General features: G+C 72.3%; 12 protein-coding genes. 8 read left to right on the forward strand and 4 right to left on the reverse strand.

Features of this window, described 5'->3' with window-relative positions; all coding sequences use genetic code 11:
* Window positions 1-46: 46 nt before the first annotated feature.
* Both lon and ACIBCM_RS11990 read left to right on the forward strand, forming a co-directional pair.
* Window positions 47-2,467 (forward strand): endopeptidase La, encoded by a 2,421-nt coding sequence (gene lon, locus ACIBCM_RS11985; RefSeq protein WP_399241941.1) that lies wholly within the window; start codon window positions 47-49, stop codon window positions 2,465-2,467.
* 185 nt (window positions 2,468-2,652) lie between these two features.
* The gene (locus tag ACIBCM_RS11990) at window positions 2,653-3,477 is read left to right on the forward strand and encodes a pentapeptide repeat-containing protein (RefSeq protein ID WP_399241943.1); all 825 of its coding nucleotides are present in this window, start codon (window positions 2,653-2,655) and stop codon (window positions 3,475-3,477) included.
* A gap of 85 nt (window positions 3,478-3,562) precedes the next feature.
* On the opposite strand, the gene ACIBCM_RS11995 is transcribed toward ACIBCM_RS11990, so the two are convergent.
* Window positions 3,563-4,429, reverse strand: a complete 867-nt coding sequence (locus tag ACIBCM_RS11995) for a lysozyme (protein WP_399241945.1) — start codon at window positions 4,427-4,429, stop codon at window positions 3,563-3,565.
* A 234-nt stretch (window positions 4,430-4,663) separates the two neighbouring features.
* Here ACIBCM_RS11995 and ACIBCM_RS12000 point away from each other — a divergent pair, with 234 nt between their 5' ends.
* Window positions 4,664-5,146 (forward strand): MarR family winged helix-turn-helix transcriptional regulator, encoded by a 483-nt coding sequence (locus ACIBCM_RS12000; protein WP_399241947.1) that lies wholly within the window; start codon window positions 4,664-4,666, stop codon window positions 5,144-5,146.
* Between the two features lie 1,061 nt (window positions 5,147-6,207).
* Here ACIBCM_RS12000 and ACIBCM_RS12005 read toward each other — a convergent pair.
* The gene (locus ACIBCM_RS12005) at window positions 6,208-6,996 is read right to left on the reverse strand and encodes a hypothetical protein (RefSeq protein ID WP_399241949.1); all 789 of its coding nucleotides are present in this window, start codon (window positions 6,994-6,996) and stop codon (window positions 6,208-6,210) included.
* A 373-nt stretch (window positions 6,997-7,369) separates the two neighbouring features.
* On the opposite strand from ACIBCM_RS12005, the gene ACIBCM_RS12010 reads away from it, so the two are divergent.
* From ACIBCM_RS12010 to ACIBCM_RS12030, 5 genes are read left to right on the forward strand one after another with little or no spacing between them, the layout of a single operon-like run.
* Window positions 7,370-10,573 carry a nitrate- and nitrite sensing domain-containing protein gene (locus ACIBCM_RS12010; RefSeq protein ID WP_399241951.1) on the forward strand — a complete coding sequence of 1,068 codons (3,204 nt, stop codon included), beginning with the start codon at window positions 7,370-7,372 and terminating at the stop codon, window positions 10,571-10,573.
* Window positions 10,570-11,055, forward strand: a complete 486-nt coding sequence (locus tag ACIBCM_RS12015) for a roadblock/LC7 domain-containing protein (RefSeq protein WP_399241953.1) — start codon at window positions 10,570-10,572, stop codon at window positions 11,053-11,055. The genes ACIBCM_RS12010 and ACIBCM_RS12015 overlap by 4 nt, the downstream gene beginning before the upstream one ends.
* Window positions 11,052-11,459 (forward strand): DUF742 domain-containing protein, encoded by a 408-nt coding sequence (locus ACIBCM_RS12020; RefSeq protein WP_399241954.1) that lies wholly within the window; start codon window positions 11,052-11,054, stop codon window positions 11,457-11,459. The genes ACIBCM_RS12015 and ACIBCM_RS12020 overlap by 4 nt, the downstream gene beginning before the upstream one ends.
* Window positions 11,440-12,096 carry a GTP-binding protein gene (locus ACIBCM_RS12025; protein WP_399241956.1) on the forward strand — a complete coding sequence of 219 codons (657 nt, stop codon included), beginning with the start codon at window positions 11,440-11,442 and terminating at the stop codon, window positions 12,094-12,096. Before ACIBCM_RS12020 ends, ACIBCM_RS12025 begins: the two co-directional genes overlap by 20 nt.
* 31 nt (window positions 12,097-12,127) lie before the next feature.
* Window positions 12,128-13,444, forward strand: a complete 1,317-nt coding sequence (locus ACIBCM_RS12030) for a styrene monooxygenase/indole monooxygenase family protein (protein WP_399241959.1) — start codon at window positions 12,128-12,130, stop codon at window positions 13,442-13,444.
* Window positions 13,445-13,485: 41 nt separating this feature from the next.
* Here ACIBCM_RS12030 and ACIBCM_RS12035 read toward each other — a convergent pair whose 3' ends face one another.
* Both ACIBCM_RS12035 and ACIBCM_RS12040 read right to left on the reverse strand, forming a co-directional pair.
* On the reverse strand, window positions 13,486-14,919 hold the full coding sequence (locus ACIBCM_RS12035) for a C40 family peptidase (protein ID WP_399241961.1): 1,434 nt from the start codon (window positions 14,917-14,919) through the stop codon (window positions 13,486-13,488).
* 168 nt (window positions 14,920-15,087) lie between these two features.
* Window positions 15,088-15,372, reverse strand: a complete 285-nt coding sequence (locus ACIBCM_RS12040; protein WP_399241963.1) for a hypothetical protein — start codon at window positions 15,370-15,372, stop codon at window positions 15,088-15,090.
* Window positions 15,373-15,474 lie beyond the last annotated feature (102 nt).

Consider the following 15,474-nt stretch of genomic DNA (forward strand, 5'->3'; position numbering starts at 1 on the left):
ATGCATTGAGTCCACATAGCTCAACTTCACTGCCTAAGGGGAGATCATGGCTGCTGAGTCCGAAGCGTTCACACCGTTCACCCTGCCCGTGCTGCCGCTCGACGACGAGGTCGTGCTGCCCGGAATGGTGGTGCCGCTGGACCTGACCGACAACGAGGTGCGGGCCGCGGTGGAGGCCGCGCAGGCCGCCGCGCGCTCCAGTGGAGCAAGCAAGCCCCAGGTGCTGCTTGTTCCCCGCGTGGACGGGACGTACGCGGGCACCGGTGTGCTCGGGACCGTGGAGCAGGTCGGACGTCTCTCCGACGGCGACCCCGGCGCGCTCATCCGCGGGCGCGGCCGGGTGAAGATCGGCGCGGGGACCTCGGGACCGGGCGCGGCCCTGTGGGTCGAGGGCACCCGGATCGGCGAGGCCGTGCCCGAGCCGCTGCCGGGACAGGTCGCCGAGCTGGTCAGGGAGTACAAGGCGCTGGCCACCAACTGGCTGAAGAAGCGCGGTGCCTGGCAGGTCGTCGACCGTGTCCAGCAGATCGACGACGTTTCCCAGCTCGCCGACAATTCCGGATACTCGCCGTTCCTGACCACCGCTCAGAAGATCGAGCTGCTGGAGACCGCCGACCCCGTCGTCCGGCTCAGGCTCGCGACCGAGCAGCTCCGTGAGCACCTCGCCGAGCAGGATGTCGCCGAGTCCATCGCCAAGGACGTCCAGGAGGGTGTCGACAAGCAGCAGCGCGAGTTCCTGCTCCGCCGCCAGCTCGACGCGGTCCGCAAGGAACTGCGCGAACTGAACGGCGAGAGCAAGGACGGCGCCGACGAGTCCGACGACTACCGGGCCCGGGTCGAGGCCGCCGATCTGCCCGAGAAGGTGCGGGAGGCCGCCCTCAAGGAGGTCGAGAAGCTGGAGCGGTCCAGCGACCAGAGCCCCGAGGGCTCCTGGATCCGCACCTGGCTCGACACCGTCCTGGAACTGCCGTGGAACGAGCGCACGGAGGACGAGTACGACATCCAGGGCGCGAAGAACACCCTGGACGCCGAGCACGCGGGTCTCCAGGACGTGAAGGAGCGGATCACCGAATACCTGGCGGTGCGCAAGCGCCGCGCCGACCGGGGGCTCGGTGTGGTCGGCGGGCGGCGCGGGGGCGCGGTTCTCGCGCTCGTGGGCCCGCCGGGCGTCGGCAAGACGAGCCTCGGCGAGTCCGTGGCCCACGCCATGGGCCGGAAGTTCGTCCGGGTCGCCCTCGGCGGCGTCCGGGACGAGGCCGAGATCCGCGGCCACCGCCGTACGTACGTGGGTGCCCTGCCCGGCCGGATCGTCCGGGCGATCAAGGAAGCCGGGTCCATGAACCCGGTGGTCCTGCTCGACGAGATCGACAAGGTCGGCTCGGACTTCCGGGGCGACCCGGCGGCCGCCCTGCTCGAAGTGCTGGACCCCGCGCAGAACCACACCTTCCGCGACCACTACCTGGAGGTTGAACTCGACCTGAGCGACGTCGTCTTCCTGGCCACCGCGAATGTGCTGGAGGCCATCCCGGAGGCCCTGCTCGACCGGATGGAACTGGTCAGGCTGGACGGTTACACCGAGGACGAGAAGGTCGTCATCGCCCGGGACCACTTGCTGCCGCGCCAGCTGGAGCGGGCGGGTCTGGAGTCCGGCGAGGTGATCCTGGAGGACTCGGCGCTGCGCAGGATCGCCGGCGAGTACACACGCGAGGCGGGCGTCCGCAATCTGGAGCGCTCGATCGCCCGGCTGCTGCGCAAGGTGGCCGCCCAGCACGCGCTGGGCGACCGGGAGCTGCCGTTCACCATCGGGGCGGAGCAGCTGCGCTCCCTGATCGGACGGCCGCACCACGTGCCCGAGTCCGCGCAGGACCCGGCCGAGCGCCGTACGGCCGTACCGGGTGTCGCCACCGGGCTCGCGGTCACCGGGGCGGGCGGTGACGTTCTCTTCGTCGAGGCGTCGCTCGCCGATCCGGAGACGGGCGCGTCCGGTCTGACCCTCACGGGCCAGCTGGGCGATGTGATGAAGGAGTCGGCGCAGATCGCGCTGAGCTTCCTGCGCTCGCGCGGGGCGGAGACCGAGCTTCCGGTCGCCGACCTCAAGGACCGGGGTGTGCACATCCACTTCCCGGCCGGAGCGGTCCCGAAGGACGGCCCGAGCGCGGGCATCACGATGACCACGGCGCTGGCGTCGCTGCTGTCCGGACGGCTGGTCCGTACGGATGTGGCGATGACGGGCGAGGTGTCGCTGACCGGGCGGGTGCTGCCCATCGGCGGGGTGAAGCAGAAGCTGCTGGCCGCGCACCGGGCGGGCATCACGACGGTCGTGATCCCGAAGCGGAACGAGGCGGACCTGGACGATGTCCCGGCCGAGATCCTCGACAAGCTGGAGGTGCACCCGGTGACGGACGTCCGCCAGGTGCTGGAGATCGCGCTCGCCCCTGCGGAGGTGGCGGTCCCGGCGGCGGCGTGACCCGTCCGGCCGCCCCGGCGCTCCCCCTCTCCACCGGCCTCCGGGCCGGGAGAGGGGGAGCGGGCGCGGGAAGGCTTATCACTTCGTCCGAAACCTGTCCCGCTGCTCCCTTTCTGTGGATGATGGGGAAGTACCCCCGGGTGCCCGTGCCCCGGGGGTATTCCCCCTTCCGCCACAATGGACGGATGGAATCAACCGCCCGGGGGACCGGGACGAGCGGGCTCCGGGCGGACTGCGGAAGCTGTTTCGGGCTGTGCTGTGTGGCCCTGCCGTTCGCCGCGTCGGCCGACTTCGCCGTGGACAAGGACGCCGGGACGCCCTGCACCAATCTGAACGCGGAATTCCGTTGCACTGTCCACACCGAACTGCGGCGGACCGGATTCCGGGGCTGCACGGTGTACGACTGCTTCGGCGCCGGGCAGAAGGTCTCCCGGCACACCTTCGGCGGCACGGACTGGCGTACCGCGCCGGAGTCGGCCGCCGCGATGTTCGCGGTCTTCCCCGTCGTACGGCAGCTCCATGAACTGCTCTGGTATCTGACCGAGGCCCTGACCCTGCGCCCGGCCCGGCCGCTGTACGCGGATCTGCGGAAGCTGCTGGCGGAGACGGAGGACCTCACCCTGCTCGGGCCCGGACTCCTCGTGGAACTGGATGTGGCCGGGCACCGGCGGCGGGTCGACGAACTGCTGCTGCGGACGAGTGAGCTGGTGCGCACGGGGGTGCGGCGCGGAAGGAAGGACCGGCGGGGAGCCGATCTGATGGGCGCCCGGCTCAGGGGCGCCGATCTGCGGGGAGTGAGCCTGCGGGGCGCGTATCTGATCGCGGCCGATCTCACGGGTGCCGATCTGCGGACCGCGGACATGATCGGCGCGGATCTGAGGGACGCGCGACTGGCCGGCGCGGATCTGCGGGACAGTTTCTTTCTCACCCAGCCACAGCTGAACGCGGCCGGCGGAGACGCGACGACCCGGCTGCCCGCGACCCTGGACCGCCCCGCGCACTGGTCGTGAACCCGGCCCTGAACCGGTAACGGCCAGGGGCAGCGGGGGCGACCCGGTCGGGGGGCGCGCGCTCACCGGCCCGCGCCCCCGGGGGTCAGTTGCCGGCGAGGTCCGTGATCCGGTCGAGGGTCCCGTTGAACCGGTCGTGGTCGCCGACGATCGGTCCGGACGAGGTGTACTGCCACATCGTGTGGGCGTCCCAGCCCGCCGGGAGGGGCCCGGGGGTGGTGTTGTAACGGGCGATCCACAGCGGGTTGCTGGCGCCGAAGCCGCTGTAGCCGCCGGTGCACTGGGTCCACCAGCTGGTCGCGGTGTAGATCACCGCGTCCCGTCCGGTGCGGGCCCGGTACCGGGCGAGGAAGTCCCCGATCCAGGTGACCATGCCGGACCGTGACTTGCCGTAGCAGGTGTCCCCGTACGGGTTCCACTCGATGTCGAGCGCTCCCGGCAGGGTCCGGCCGTCGGCCGACCAGCCGCCGCCGTGGTCGATGAAGTAGTCGGCCTGGACCGTGCCCGATGCCGTGTCGGGGGTGGCGAAGTGATAGGCGCCCCGGATCATTCCGATGTCGTACGCGCCGTTGTACTGCTGCGTGAAGTACGGGTTCTTGTAGTAGGTGCCCTCCGTGGCCTTGTTGTACGACCACTTCACACCGCTGTCCCACAGGGCGGGCCAGTCGACGTTGCCCTGATGGCTGGAGACGTCGACGCCTTCCGTCTGGGAAGCGCGGGTGAGGGGTGGGAGACCTCCCTGGCCGTCGTGCTCGATCACACCCATACCGAGATGGGCGGATCCGCGGGGCGGGAAGTCGCCGTCACCGCTGCCGGTCGCGCCGGCGGGGGAGGGGGCGAGGAGGAGAGGGGACAGGACAGCGAGGAGTGCGGCGGCCGCGGTCGTGAGCGCGCGGCGGGGCCTCCTCTGCGGGGGGTGGGGAACGGCTGTTCCGGATCTATGCACGGACACCACGGTGCCCGCGCCGCGCCCCGGCGGCGGCCCGGGGCGTTCCGCCCGCGTGCCCGGGATGGAGCAACGCGGCGCGGGCGCACGGCCCCTGACATCCCGCATCCTGAGGACGGCCCGGGAACGGCGGCGGGGGCTTCCCCCGGTCCCCGCCTGCGAAATACTGAGCGGGCCCCCGGCGACGGGTGCCGATGGCGGTAACTTTCACGAATCGGAAAGCGTACGAGGGGTGCTGACGTGCACGGAAGCGGTACGGAGGGTGGAGCCCGCCCCACGGGTACGAGTGGCGTGGACCATGTTTTCCTCGCCCTGGAACGGGAGTTGGCCGTTTTTCTCCGCCGCGCCCGCGCCTCGTCCGGCGAGATGGCGCGCGAGGTACATCCCGGACTGGAGTCCGCCGCCTACGGGTTGCTCGTCCGCCTCGAAGGCGCGGGGGCGCAGCGAGCCACGGATCTCGCGGGCTACTTCGGGGTCGGCAAGGCCACGATGAGCCGTCAGCTGCGCGCGCTCGAAGAGGTCGGTCTCGTCGTCCGCGAGCCCGATCCGGCGGACGGCCGGGCCTCACTCGTCCGGCTCACGGAAGAAGGTCTGGAGCGTTTCCGCCGGGTGAGGGACGCGCGCCGCGAACGGTATGTCCGCAAGCTCGCAGGGTGGGACCGGGGGGAGATCGCGGAACTGGCGAGACTGCTGTCGCAGCTGAACGAACGCGCGAGCGACTAGCGCTTTTCCGGGGGAGCCGTCCCCGGGGCCCTGCGCCTCAATCGCCGGCGGGGCTGAGCCGCGGGGCGCCGTCGCGTCGGCGGCACGGGTTGCTTGTCGGGGGCGCGGGGTGCCGACGTGTCGGCGGCACGGGTTGCTTGTCGGGGGCGCTGCCCCCGAGACCCCCGCGCCTCAATCGCCGGCGAGGCTGAGAATTGAGGCCCCTGCGTCCTCGGGTGGTCCGGTGGGGTGGAGGGGTGATGCCTGTGCACTGGGGTGGTCCGGTGGGGTGGAGGGGTGATGCCTGTGCACTGGGGTGGTTCGGTGGGGTGGAGTGGTGACGCCTGTGCCCTCGGCGCGTGTAGGGGTGGGGGTGGCTTGTCGGGGGTGCTGCGCCCGGGGGTGTCCGCGCCTCGATCGCCGGCGGGGCTGAGGGTTGAGGCTCCTGTGTCGTCACCCCCTTCTGGGGTGTTTGCCGGGGGTTCCGCGCCGCAGGGTTCCGGTGCCTCAATCGCCGGCGAGGCTGCAATGAACCTCCCGCTCCTCCGGCGACCGCGTGCTGGACGCGCGTACCAGCACTCCGCAGTCCGGAAGGGGAGGCCCCTGTGCTGCCAGCCCCTTCGGCGACTGAGGTGAGGGCGCGAATGCCAAGTCCTCCGGTGACCGAGGCCGGGATGTGAACTCTCCGCCCCCGGGATCGAGGCCCGGGGGGATCCCCCGTTCCTCCGGCGATCGAGGCTGGGGTGCCAAAATCAGCCTCTCCGGCGATTGAGGAGCGGGGGTTCGGGGGCAGCGCCCCCGACAGGGGCCCGGGCCGGGGATGAACCCGCGTCGGAGATGGGGCTGCCCTACGAGAGCCTGGGGGGTGATCTTCCTGTTTCTCCGGCGATCGAGGTCGGGGCGCGAAGATCAGCCTCTCCGGCGATTGAGGAGCGGGGGTTCGGGGGCAGCGCCCCCGACAGGGGCCCGCGTCGGACACGTAACCGCGCCCACAAGCGCCCCGGCCGGGCACGGGCCCGTCCGGCAAGGGGCCGCGCCGGACATGGGCCGACCCGACAAGCGCGGACACGCGCCCCCGCGCCTCAGAGCTCCGCGAAAACCGCCGCCGCGTCGTCATGGAGCTTCCAGCGGACCGGCGCACCCGACCCCGCCGCCCCCGCCTCCACCGCGCGGACGCGGTCGATGAGCCCCTGCGCCCCCTCCTTCCGCAGGAGCGCGACACACTCCGCCCAGGTGCCCTCGGCGAACATGTCGACCCACCGGGCCGCGCCGTCCGTGAGCGCGGCGACCGCGCGGACCCCGGCCCGGGGCACGCTGCCGGTCACCGCGCGACCCGCGACCCCCGGATCCGCCGCCGCCGTGAAGAACCCGCCCTCCGCGTTCCGCAGCGCGTCCGCCGACGCGTGCGTCCGCAGCCGCTCCCGGGGCAGCCGGTCGATGCGGTCGTCCAGAACCGCCCGCACCTCACCGCCCGGCGACTCCAGCAGCAGCGTCGAGTCGGAGAGCACCAGATACTCCACCGCGTCCCCCGCCCCGCCCCAGCGAACGACGACCACCGTGGCCTGCGGAGTCCTCACGTGAGAAAGGTCACAGGTGTCCTTATGCGCGTCGGCAGTGCGCCCAATTGCCGCGGAGAGGATTTCGGTCAACGTCAGATCGCGGCGAGAAACGGACAGTTCGAGCAGCGCACCCCCCAGCCGCGCGGTGAACCACGGAACTGTGTGTACACACCCGTAGTCACCCTCCGGAGGTGTCACCCCGTCCAGCGTCACCAGGGATCCGCCCTGGCCCGAGGCGGGCAGGGCCACGGATACCCAGTCCTCGTTGGGCCGTTCGGCGGAACCGGGCGAAGTGGCGAGTTCGATGCGCATGAACCACAGTCTGCATGACTCGTTCACGAGCCCTGCACAACCGAGGGTTTCCTCCGTACGGCCAGGTCAGGCGGTGTTCGGACAGGGTGAGGGCTGCCTCGGGCGCGCTGCGGGCGCGCATCCTGCCAAAGGGAGCCCGGAAGATCCAGTCAGCGTGTTCGCCCTCACCCGTCCGGCAACTGAGAGGAGTTGTTCGCCAACTCCTCGGTGATGTTCACTCGTTCAGGTGGCGGAGCGGCCGATGTGCGCCTCCCTCCCAAAAGCACTGGAATCGTCTGAAGTCGTGCCAGGGGTGGGATCTCGTGTGTGACCGGTCGTCATCTCTGCTTCAAGGTTCACAGACTGGACGAGTCAAGCAGGATTGCGAGCACCGGTGCAGAAGAAGCGGCCCCAGGCCCCTCAGGCCGCCCCACTGACCTCAGCGACCTCCCCGGCCGGGGGCACTTCGCCGGTTCCCGTCGCCCGTGGCCGTGCCAAGCGGGTGCGCAGTCGGCTGGTCGTCGGAGTCGCCGTCGTCGGACTGATCGTCGTCGGCGCGGGCACCCCGGGTGTCCTCGCCACCTCCACGGAACTGCACGAGTCCCAGCGGCTGGTGACGCTCGCCCAGCTCAACCGGCAGGCCGTGACCCTCGCCCACTCGCTCGCCGACGAGCGCGACGAGGTCACCGCGTACATCGCCGCCGGACGGGACCGCCAGAAGGGTCCCAGGGACGAACGGCGCAAGACCACCGACACCCACAGCGCCCGGGTCGACCGGGGGATCGACGAGATCCGCGGCTCCATCCCCGACGACCGCGCCGGACTGCGCCGTGAACTGGCGACCGTGCCCTCCGTACGCCGAACCGCGCTCACCGGCGACGGCACCGCGCTGGAGGCCCACCGCGAGTACACCGAGGTCATCACCCATCTCCACGCGCTCGCCGGCGAACTGACCGAGAAGACCCCGCCGCGCGCCGCCGACGGCACCCGCGCGCCCGCCGCCCTCGGACTCGCCGTCGAGCAGGCGTCGGCCACCCGGGGGCTGCTCGTCGCCGCGCTCTCCATGCCGCGCCCCAAGGAGCGTGAGGAGACGGTCGACCCCGTCACCGGGCTCCCCGTCAGCGAGGAGTCGAGTGAGCAGGACAAGGCGGCCGAGCGGACCCGTGACTCCCTGAGCGCCCTCGCCCAGCAGTCCCGCGTACGCGAACTCGCCGCGCTCTCCGACTTCGACCAGGCCGCCGGCAAGGAGGCCCGCGACTCCCTCGCCGCGACCGTCACCGGCACCGAGGTCAAGTCCGCCGAGTCCTATCTCACCCGTCTCACCGACCAGCCCGTGCTCTCGGAGAGCGATCTCGACTCCGACCGGAACGAGCTGGAGAGCTCGCTCACCGCCCGTATCGAGCAGATGCGGGGAGTCGAGTCCGCGCTGGCCTCCGAGCGGATCACCGCCCTCGAACAGCTCCGCGACGACGACGTCACCGCGCTGGAGGTACGGATCGCGGTCCTCGGCGGACTGCTGCTGCTCGCCGTCGCGGTGCTGGCCGCCCTGCTCCGTACGATCACCCGCCCGCTCGCCGTCCTGCGTATCGGAGCGGCCCGTCTCGCCACCGCGCCCGAGGCCGAGACGCCCGTCGGTTTCACGGGCCGCAACGACGAGTTCGCCCAGGTCGTACGGTCCCTGAACGCCCTGCACGGCAAGGTGCTCGACCTCGGCGCCCGGGCCGTGCGCCCGGAGCCCGCCCCGGCCGCGCACCACGCGAACCCCGGCCACCAGGCCCCGTACTCCCCGGTGGAACCGGTTGCGGCGGGTCCGGTTCCAGTACCCCGGCCCGATCCCGGAACCGCCCCGGCGGGAAGCGCCCCGGCACCGGCCCCCGACACCGCGCGCCTCGCCGACGAACTCGCCTCCCAGCGCGCGGACCTCGCCGCCCGATTCGCCGCCGAACGCGCGGAACTCACGGCCGAACTCGCCGCCGAGCGCGCCGAGACCCGCCGCCGCACCGACGAGCTGACCGCCGAGATCCACCGGCTGCGCCACACCGTCGACCACACCTTCGTCAATCTCTCCCTGCGGACCCTCGGCCTGGTCGAGCGCCAGCTCGGCGTGATCGAGAAGCTGGAGGAGCGCGAGCAGGACCCGGACCGGCTCGCCACCCTCTTCAAGCTCGACCACATGGCCACCGTCATGCGCCGCCACAGCGAGAACCTGCTGGTGCTCGCCGGTGTCGAGCACTCCCAGGGGCACCCGGGCGCGGTCCCGCTCGTCGATGTGCTGCGCGCGGCCGTCAGCGAGATCGAGCGGTACGAGCGGGTCGTCATCCAGTCCCTGCCGCCGCACGCCCAGGTCGCCGGGTTCGCCGCCGACGACCTCAGCCATCTGGTCGCCGAACTCCTGGAGAACGCGACCTCCTTCTCGCCGCCGGACGCCCGTGTCGAACTGTCGGGCTGGCTGCTGGAGAGCGGCGAGGTGATGCTCTCCGTCCAGGACAACGGCATAGGGATGCCCGCGGGGCGGATCGCCGAGCTGAACGAACGCCTGGAGAACCCGGCCGCGTTCGAGACCCCGTCCGGCCGTGAGGAGGGGCTCGGACTGCGCGTCACCGCGCTGCTCGCCGCCCGTCACGGAGTACGGGTGCAACTGCGCGACCAGCGGCAGGGCGGGATCGCCTCGGTCGTCGTGCTGCCCGAGGCGCTGCTGCCCAAGGAGCCGCCCGCGGAGAGCCGTCCCGTGGCGCCGGGCGCCACGCCCCCGGTCCAGCTGCCCGGATCGGCCGCCGAGGCCAACTCCAACACCCTGCCCGGCGGTCCGCGGCACGCGGCACCGGCGCTCTCCGCCGCCCCCGACCCGGTGGTGGAGGCGGCCGAGGCCGCCGTACGGGCGACGGAGCCCGAGCCGGAGGCGCACGGGCGGACGGCGGACGGTTACCCGGAGGACACGGCGGGGGCCGGGTACGGGGAGTACCAGGGGTACGCCGGGGGCGGCGACGAGGCCACCTTCGAGATGCGGCTGCCGGACCTGGAGACCTCGCCGGCACCCGCCGCCCAGGAGAATCCCGGGACCCCGGAGATCCCGGGTCCCTCGCCCGCGTACGACGACGGCCACCCGCACCACACGTCCGCGCACCACGACACCGGATCGCACGGCACCGCACCGCACGACGCAACCCGCAACCACGACGCAACCCGCAACCACGACACCGCACCGCACGACACGACACGGCACCACGAAGGGGCGCCGGGCGCCACCGCACCGCACGACACGACTCCCCATCGGGGGACGGGGTACCGGCCCGGCGCCGGGGCCGAGCAGGCCGGGGCGCCCGCACCGGCCGGACCGCTCCCCACCACCGGCCCGGTGAACGCGCCCGTCTGGGACCGGGTCACCGACAAGGGCCTGCCCAAGCGCACGCCCAGGGTCGTCAGGCCCGCCCCCGCGCCCGGTGCACGTACCGGCAGCGTGGACGCCGAGGCGCTGCGCCGCAGGCTGGGCGGTTTCCAGCAGGCCGCCGAGGAGGGGCGCCGCGAAGCCGAGGCCGAGATCGCGCGCACGGCGGGACCACAAGAAGCGGGGGACACAGTCGAGGAGGCACGCAGTTGACTGCGACCGGGACGTTCGGCCTGAGCACTGAGGCCCGCAATCTGCACTGGTTGCTGAGCAATCTGGTGGAGGAGGTGCCAGGACTGCGCTCCGTCGCCGTCGTCTCGTCGGACGGACTGCTCCTGCTCTCCTCCGACCCCGCGCAGAACCTCACCCCCACCGGCCCGGTGCACCGGGAAGGCGGCCCCAGGGGCTCCAGCGCCGACCTCGCCACCATCGTCTCCGGCATCGGCAGCCTCACCATCGGCGCCGCCCGGCTGATGGACGGCGGCGGGGTCAAGCAGACCATGGTCGCGATGGAGGACGCCTGCGTGTTCATCATGTCGATCAGCGACGGTTCGCTGCTCGGGGTCCACGCCGACGCCGACTGCGACATGGCCGTGGTCGCGTACCACATGGGCCTGTTCGTGGGCCGTGCCGGACATGTGCTGACCCCTGAACTCCGCAGCGAACTCCGACTGTCCAGGGAGGCCACCCGGTGACCGCCGCGACCACCCCGTCCGGGCTGCCGGTGCGCGGTGAGAACCGCTCCGCGCGCGTACGGCCGTACTCGCTCACCGGCGGCCGTACCCGCTTCGGCCATGTGCTGCTGGTCGAGACGTTCGTGGCCGCCCTGGAAGCGCCCGCCGACCGGCGCGAGCTGCCCAAGGGCGATCTGTCCACGCGGGTCACGCCCGAGCTCCAGGCCATCGTCGAGCTGTGCCGGCGGATGCGTACCGTGGCCGAGGTCTCGGCGATCCTCCAGATGCCGCTGGGTGTCGTCAGGGTGCTGCTCAGCGACCTGGCCGACCAGGGAAAGATTCGTGTATACGGCACGGGGCACGGCCCCGAACGCCCGGAACGCGCACTGCTCGAAAGGGTGCTGAGTGGACTCCGCCGCCTCTGACACGCTGCCCGCCGCGGGCCCCGCCCGGGTGCCCCGGCAGCCCACCGCCGCCGAGGACGGCCTCCAGGCGTGGCAGCTGGACCACACCCGTGCCCCCACGGCCGCCAAGGTCGTCGTCGCGGGCGGCTTCGGCGTGGGCAAGACGACCTTCGTCGGCGCCGTCTCGGAGATCACCCCGCTCCGGACCGAGGCGCTGATGACCGAGGCCAGCGAGGAGACCGACGATCTCGCCGCGACGCCGGAGAAGCTGACCACCACGGTCGCCATGGACTTCGGGCGGATCACGCTCGACGACGATCTCGTGCTGTACGTCTTCGGCACACCCGGTCAGCAGCGCTTCTGGTTCATGTGGGACGACCTGGCCCGGGGCGCGGTCGGCGCGGTCGTGCTCGCCGACACCCGCAGGCTGCCGGACTGCTTCCCCGCGCTCGACTACTTCGAGACCAGCGGGCTGCCGTACATCGTCGCCGTCAACCACTTCGACGGCTCGGAGCTGTTCGAGACCGAGGACGTACGGGAGGCCTTGACCGTCCCCGTCCATGTGCCGATCGTGATCATGGACGCGCGTAAGCGGTTCACGGTGATCGAGTCACTGCTGTCACTGGTCGCCCACGCGCTCGAGGAAACTTCTGAGTGAACAGAGAGCATAGAGAGAAGAGACACCCCGGATGCGGAAGATACTCATAGTCGGAGCCGGTCAGTCCGGTCTTCAGCTCGCCCTCGGCCTGCAGTCGCAGGGCTACGAGGTCACCCTGATGTCCAACCGCACGGCCGATGAGATCCGCTCCGGCCGGGTCATGTCGACGCAGTGCATGTTCCACACCGCGCTCCAGCACGAGCGCGACCTGGACATCAACTTCTGGGAGTCCCAGGCCCCGAGGATCGAGGGCCTCGGCGTCTCCGTCGCCGGGCCGGAGTCCGCCGGGCCGGAATCCGGCGCCTCCGGCGAAGGCAGGGGGAGGGTGATCGACTGGGTCGGCAGGCTCGACGGCCATGCCCAGTCCGTCGACCAGCGCGTGAAGATGGCCGGCTGGATGGAGACCTTCGCCCAGCGCGGCGGCCAGCTCGTCATCCACGGTGCCGCGGTCTCCGACCTGGACTTCTTCGCCCGTACCTATGACCTGGTGCTCATCTCGGCGGGCAAGGGCGAACTGGTCTCCATGTTCGGCCGGGACGCCTCCCGCTCTCCGTACGACGCCCCCCAGCGCGCCCTCGCCGTCGCCTATGTGCACGGCCTCGGGCCCCGCCCGGAGCACCCCCACTTCGACGCGGTCCGCTGCAATCTGGTCCCCGGTGTCGGCGAGCTCTTCGTGATGCCGACCTTCACCACCTCCGGCCGCGCGGACATCCTCTTCTGGGAGGGCGTTCCCGGCGGTCCGGTCGACGTCTTCAAGGGGATCAAGGACCCGGCCGAGCACCTCTCGCTCACGCTGGAGCTGATGGAACGATTCACCCCGTGGGAGTACGCGCGCGCCACCAAGGTCGAGCTGACCGACGCGGGCGGCACCCTCGCCGGGCGGTACGCGCCCACCGTACGGAACCCGGTCGGGCGGCTGCCCGGCGGCGGCCTGGTGCTCGGGGTGGCCGACGTCGTCGTCGCCAACGACCCCATCACCGGCCAGGGCTCGAACTCCGCGTCCAAGTGCGCGGCCTCCTATCTCGCGTCGATCACCGAGCAGGGGGACAAGCCGTTCGACGAGGTGTGGATGCGGTCCGCGTTCGACCGCTACTGGGAGACCGCCCGGCACGTCACCAAGTGGACCAACGCGATGCTGGCGCCCCCGCCGGAGCACGTACTGAATCTGATCGGCGCGGCGGGGCAGCTCCAGCCGGTCGCCGACCGGTTCGCCAACGGCTTCAACAACCCGGCGGACTTCGAGAACTTCTTCTACGACCCCGCGCTCGCCGAGTCCTATCTCGGCGAGGTCGCCGCGGGAGCGGCGGGAGTCGCGGGCGGAGCCTCCGGGGGCGGGGTCTCGGCCTAGCCCCGAACCGGGCGGCCGCCCGCGCGTCGACCGCTCTCCCGTCAGCCGCTGCCGGTTTCCCCGGCTGCGTCCCCGGCCGTGTCCGTATCGGTGCCGGTGTCCATGTCCGTACTCGCGTCCGCTCCTGCGCCTGTGTCCATATGGGTGTCCCCGGTCGATTCCGTTTCCGTGTCGGGGGCCGCGGTCTCGGCGTAACCGGTGTCCGACCCCGCCGTGGCTCCCTCGGGGAGCGGCGGCGGGGCGTACGCCGTCAGGGGTGAGCCCTCCGGGTCCGGCCGGACCGCGCCCAGCACCGGGTTGGCCGTGAGCGGGGAGACCTTGACCACCGTGCCCGGGCGAGGGGCCTGGACGACCATGCCGTCGCCCAGATAGATCGCCACATGGGTGGCCTCGGGGAAGTAGACCACCAGGTCCCCGGGGCGCAGTGAGCGCACCGGCACCCTCGGCAGCTCACGCCACTGCTCCTGGCTGGTCCGCGGGATCTCCCGCCCCGCCGCCGCCCAGGCCACCGAGGTCAGCCCGGAGCAGTCGTACGACTCCGGGCCCGTGGCACCCCAGACATACGGCTTGCCGATCTGCTCGACGGCGTACCGGACCGCGTCCGCGCCCTGCCGGGTCGGGGTGCGCGCCCCGGCGGACCCCTTCCCCGTGAATCCCTTTCCCGAGGGTCCGTTCCCGGTCGAGGACCCGTTCCCGGCGGAGGGGCTTCCGGCCGGGGCACTTCCCGTCGAGGCGCTTGCGGCCGGGGCGCCGAGGGCGCCCGAGCCGATCAGGCTCTCCTGGGCCTGCGGGGTGGTGAGCGCGGCGATCTGCTCGGGGGTGAGCGAGGCGAGCATCTTCTCGATCTCCCCGAGCCGGGCGTCCGCCGTGTCCCGCGCCTTCTTCCGGGCCGCGGCGAGGGCCCGCTCCCGGTCGAGCGCCTTGCGGGAGGCGGCGGCGAGCCGCCGGGCCGTCCGCGCGCCCGAGTCCAGCCGGGCGACCGTCGCCATCCGGTGGGCCGCCGCCCGCTCCATCAGATGACGCTCGTCCAGCGCCCGGCGCGCGTTGGGAGCGAGCAGCAGCCGCAGATGGGCGCTGAGTTCCGAGTGGCCCTGGTACTGCTCCCGGGCGAGCCGGCCCGCCTCCCGCCGGCCCTCCCCGAGCGCGTCGCGCGCCGCCGTCAGCTCCCTTCCGAGCCGAGCGGTCTTCGCGCGCTGGGCCTTCAGCCGCGACTCGGCGGCGGTGTGGGTCTCACCGGCGTCCTCGGCCTGGCGGTAGAGGGTCTGGAGCCGGGTGAGCAGATCGGCGACCCGGGCGGGCGCGGTGACGGGGTCGGAGCCGGGGTTGACGGAGTCCCCCGGGCCGGGGGGCGCGGGCGCGGCGGCCGGGGGCGCGGGGGCGGCCTCGGCGTCCCCCGGTACGGCAGTGATCACCGTGACCGCCGTGAGTGTTGCGAGCGCCGTCGTACAGACCGTGCGGAGCAAGCTGACTGACACACCATCACCTCCGACTGCGGGGGCGACCCCCGCCCCACAGCCGGATCGTGGGGCCGGTCGGCCCGGAGCGCGCGCCGAGTGGCCGATTCGGCGGAACGCTGTCACCGGTCCCGGGGGAGTCGGGGGTTATTACGGCGTGTCGGCTCGTTCCGGCGGAGCGCCCGGTTTCTACGGCGTGTCGGCTCGTCCCGGCGGTTTCGACCAGGGCCACTTCAGTTCGCGCCGCTCCCGGCCCTGAGGCGCGTACTCGTAGATCCAGCCGCGCTGGAGCCCGAGGCGTTTGGTGTGGCCCGCCGGGATGCGGCGGTACGCGTGGACGGTGGGGGGCGTGCCGTCGTCGTTCGGCACGGGGATCTCGTACCACTTGGGCGGATGTCCGGTGGCCCCGACGAGTACGGGGAGCACCCGTCCGTCGAGGGGGCCGCCGATGAAGGGGGTGTTCTCGCTTCTCACGGGGCCAGTGTGACGCAGGTGAGCGGCCCGCTCGGTCTCACCGGTGAAGGAGGTCCGGGGTGGCGGGGGAGAGGCCGCGTCGCCGGAAAGGGCAGGCCGGGG

It is taken from the genome of Streptomyces sp. NPDC051018, from assembly GCF_044456085.1.
Lineage (GTDB): Bacteria > Actinomycetota > Actinomycetes > Streptomycetales > Streptomycetaceae > Streptomyces.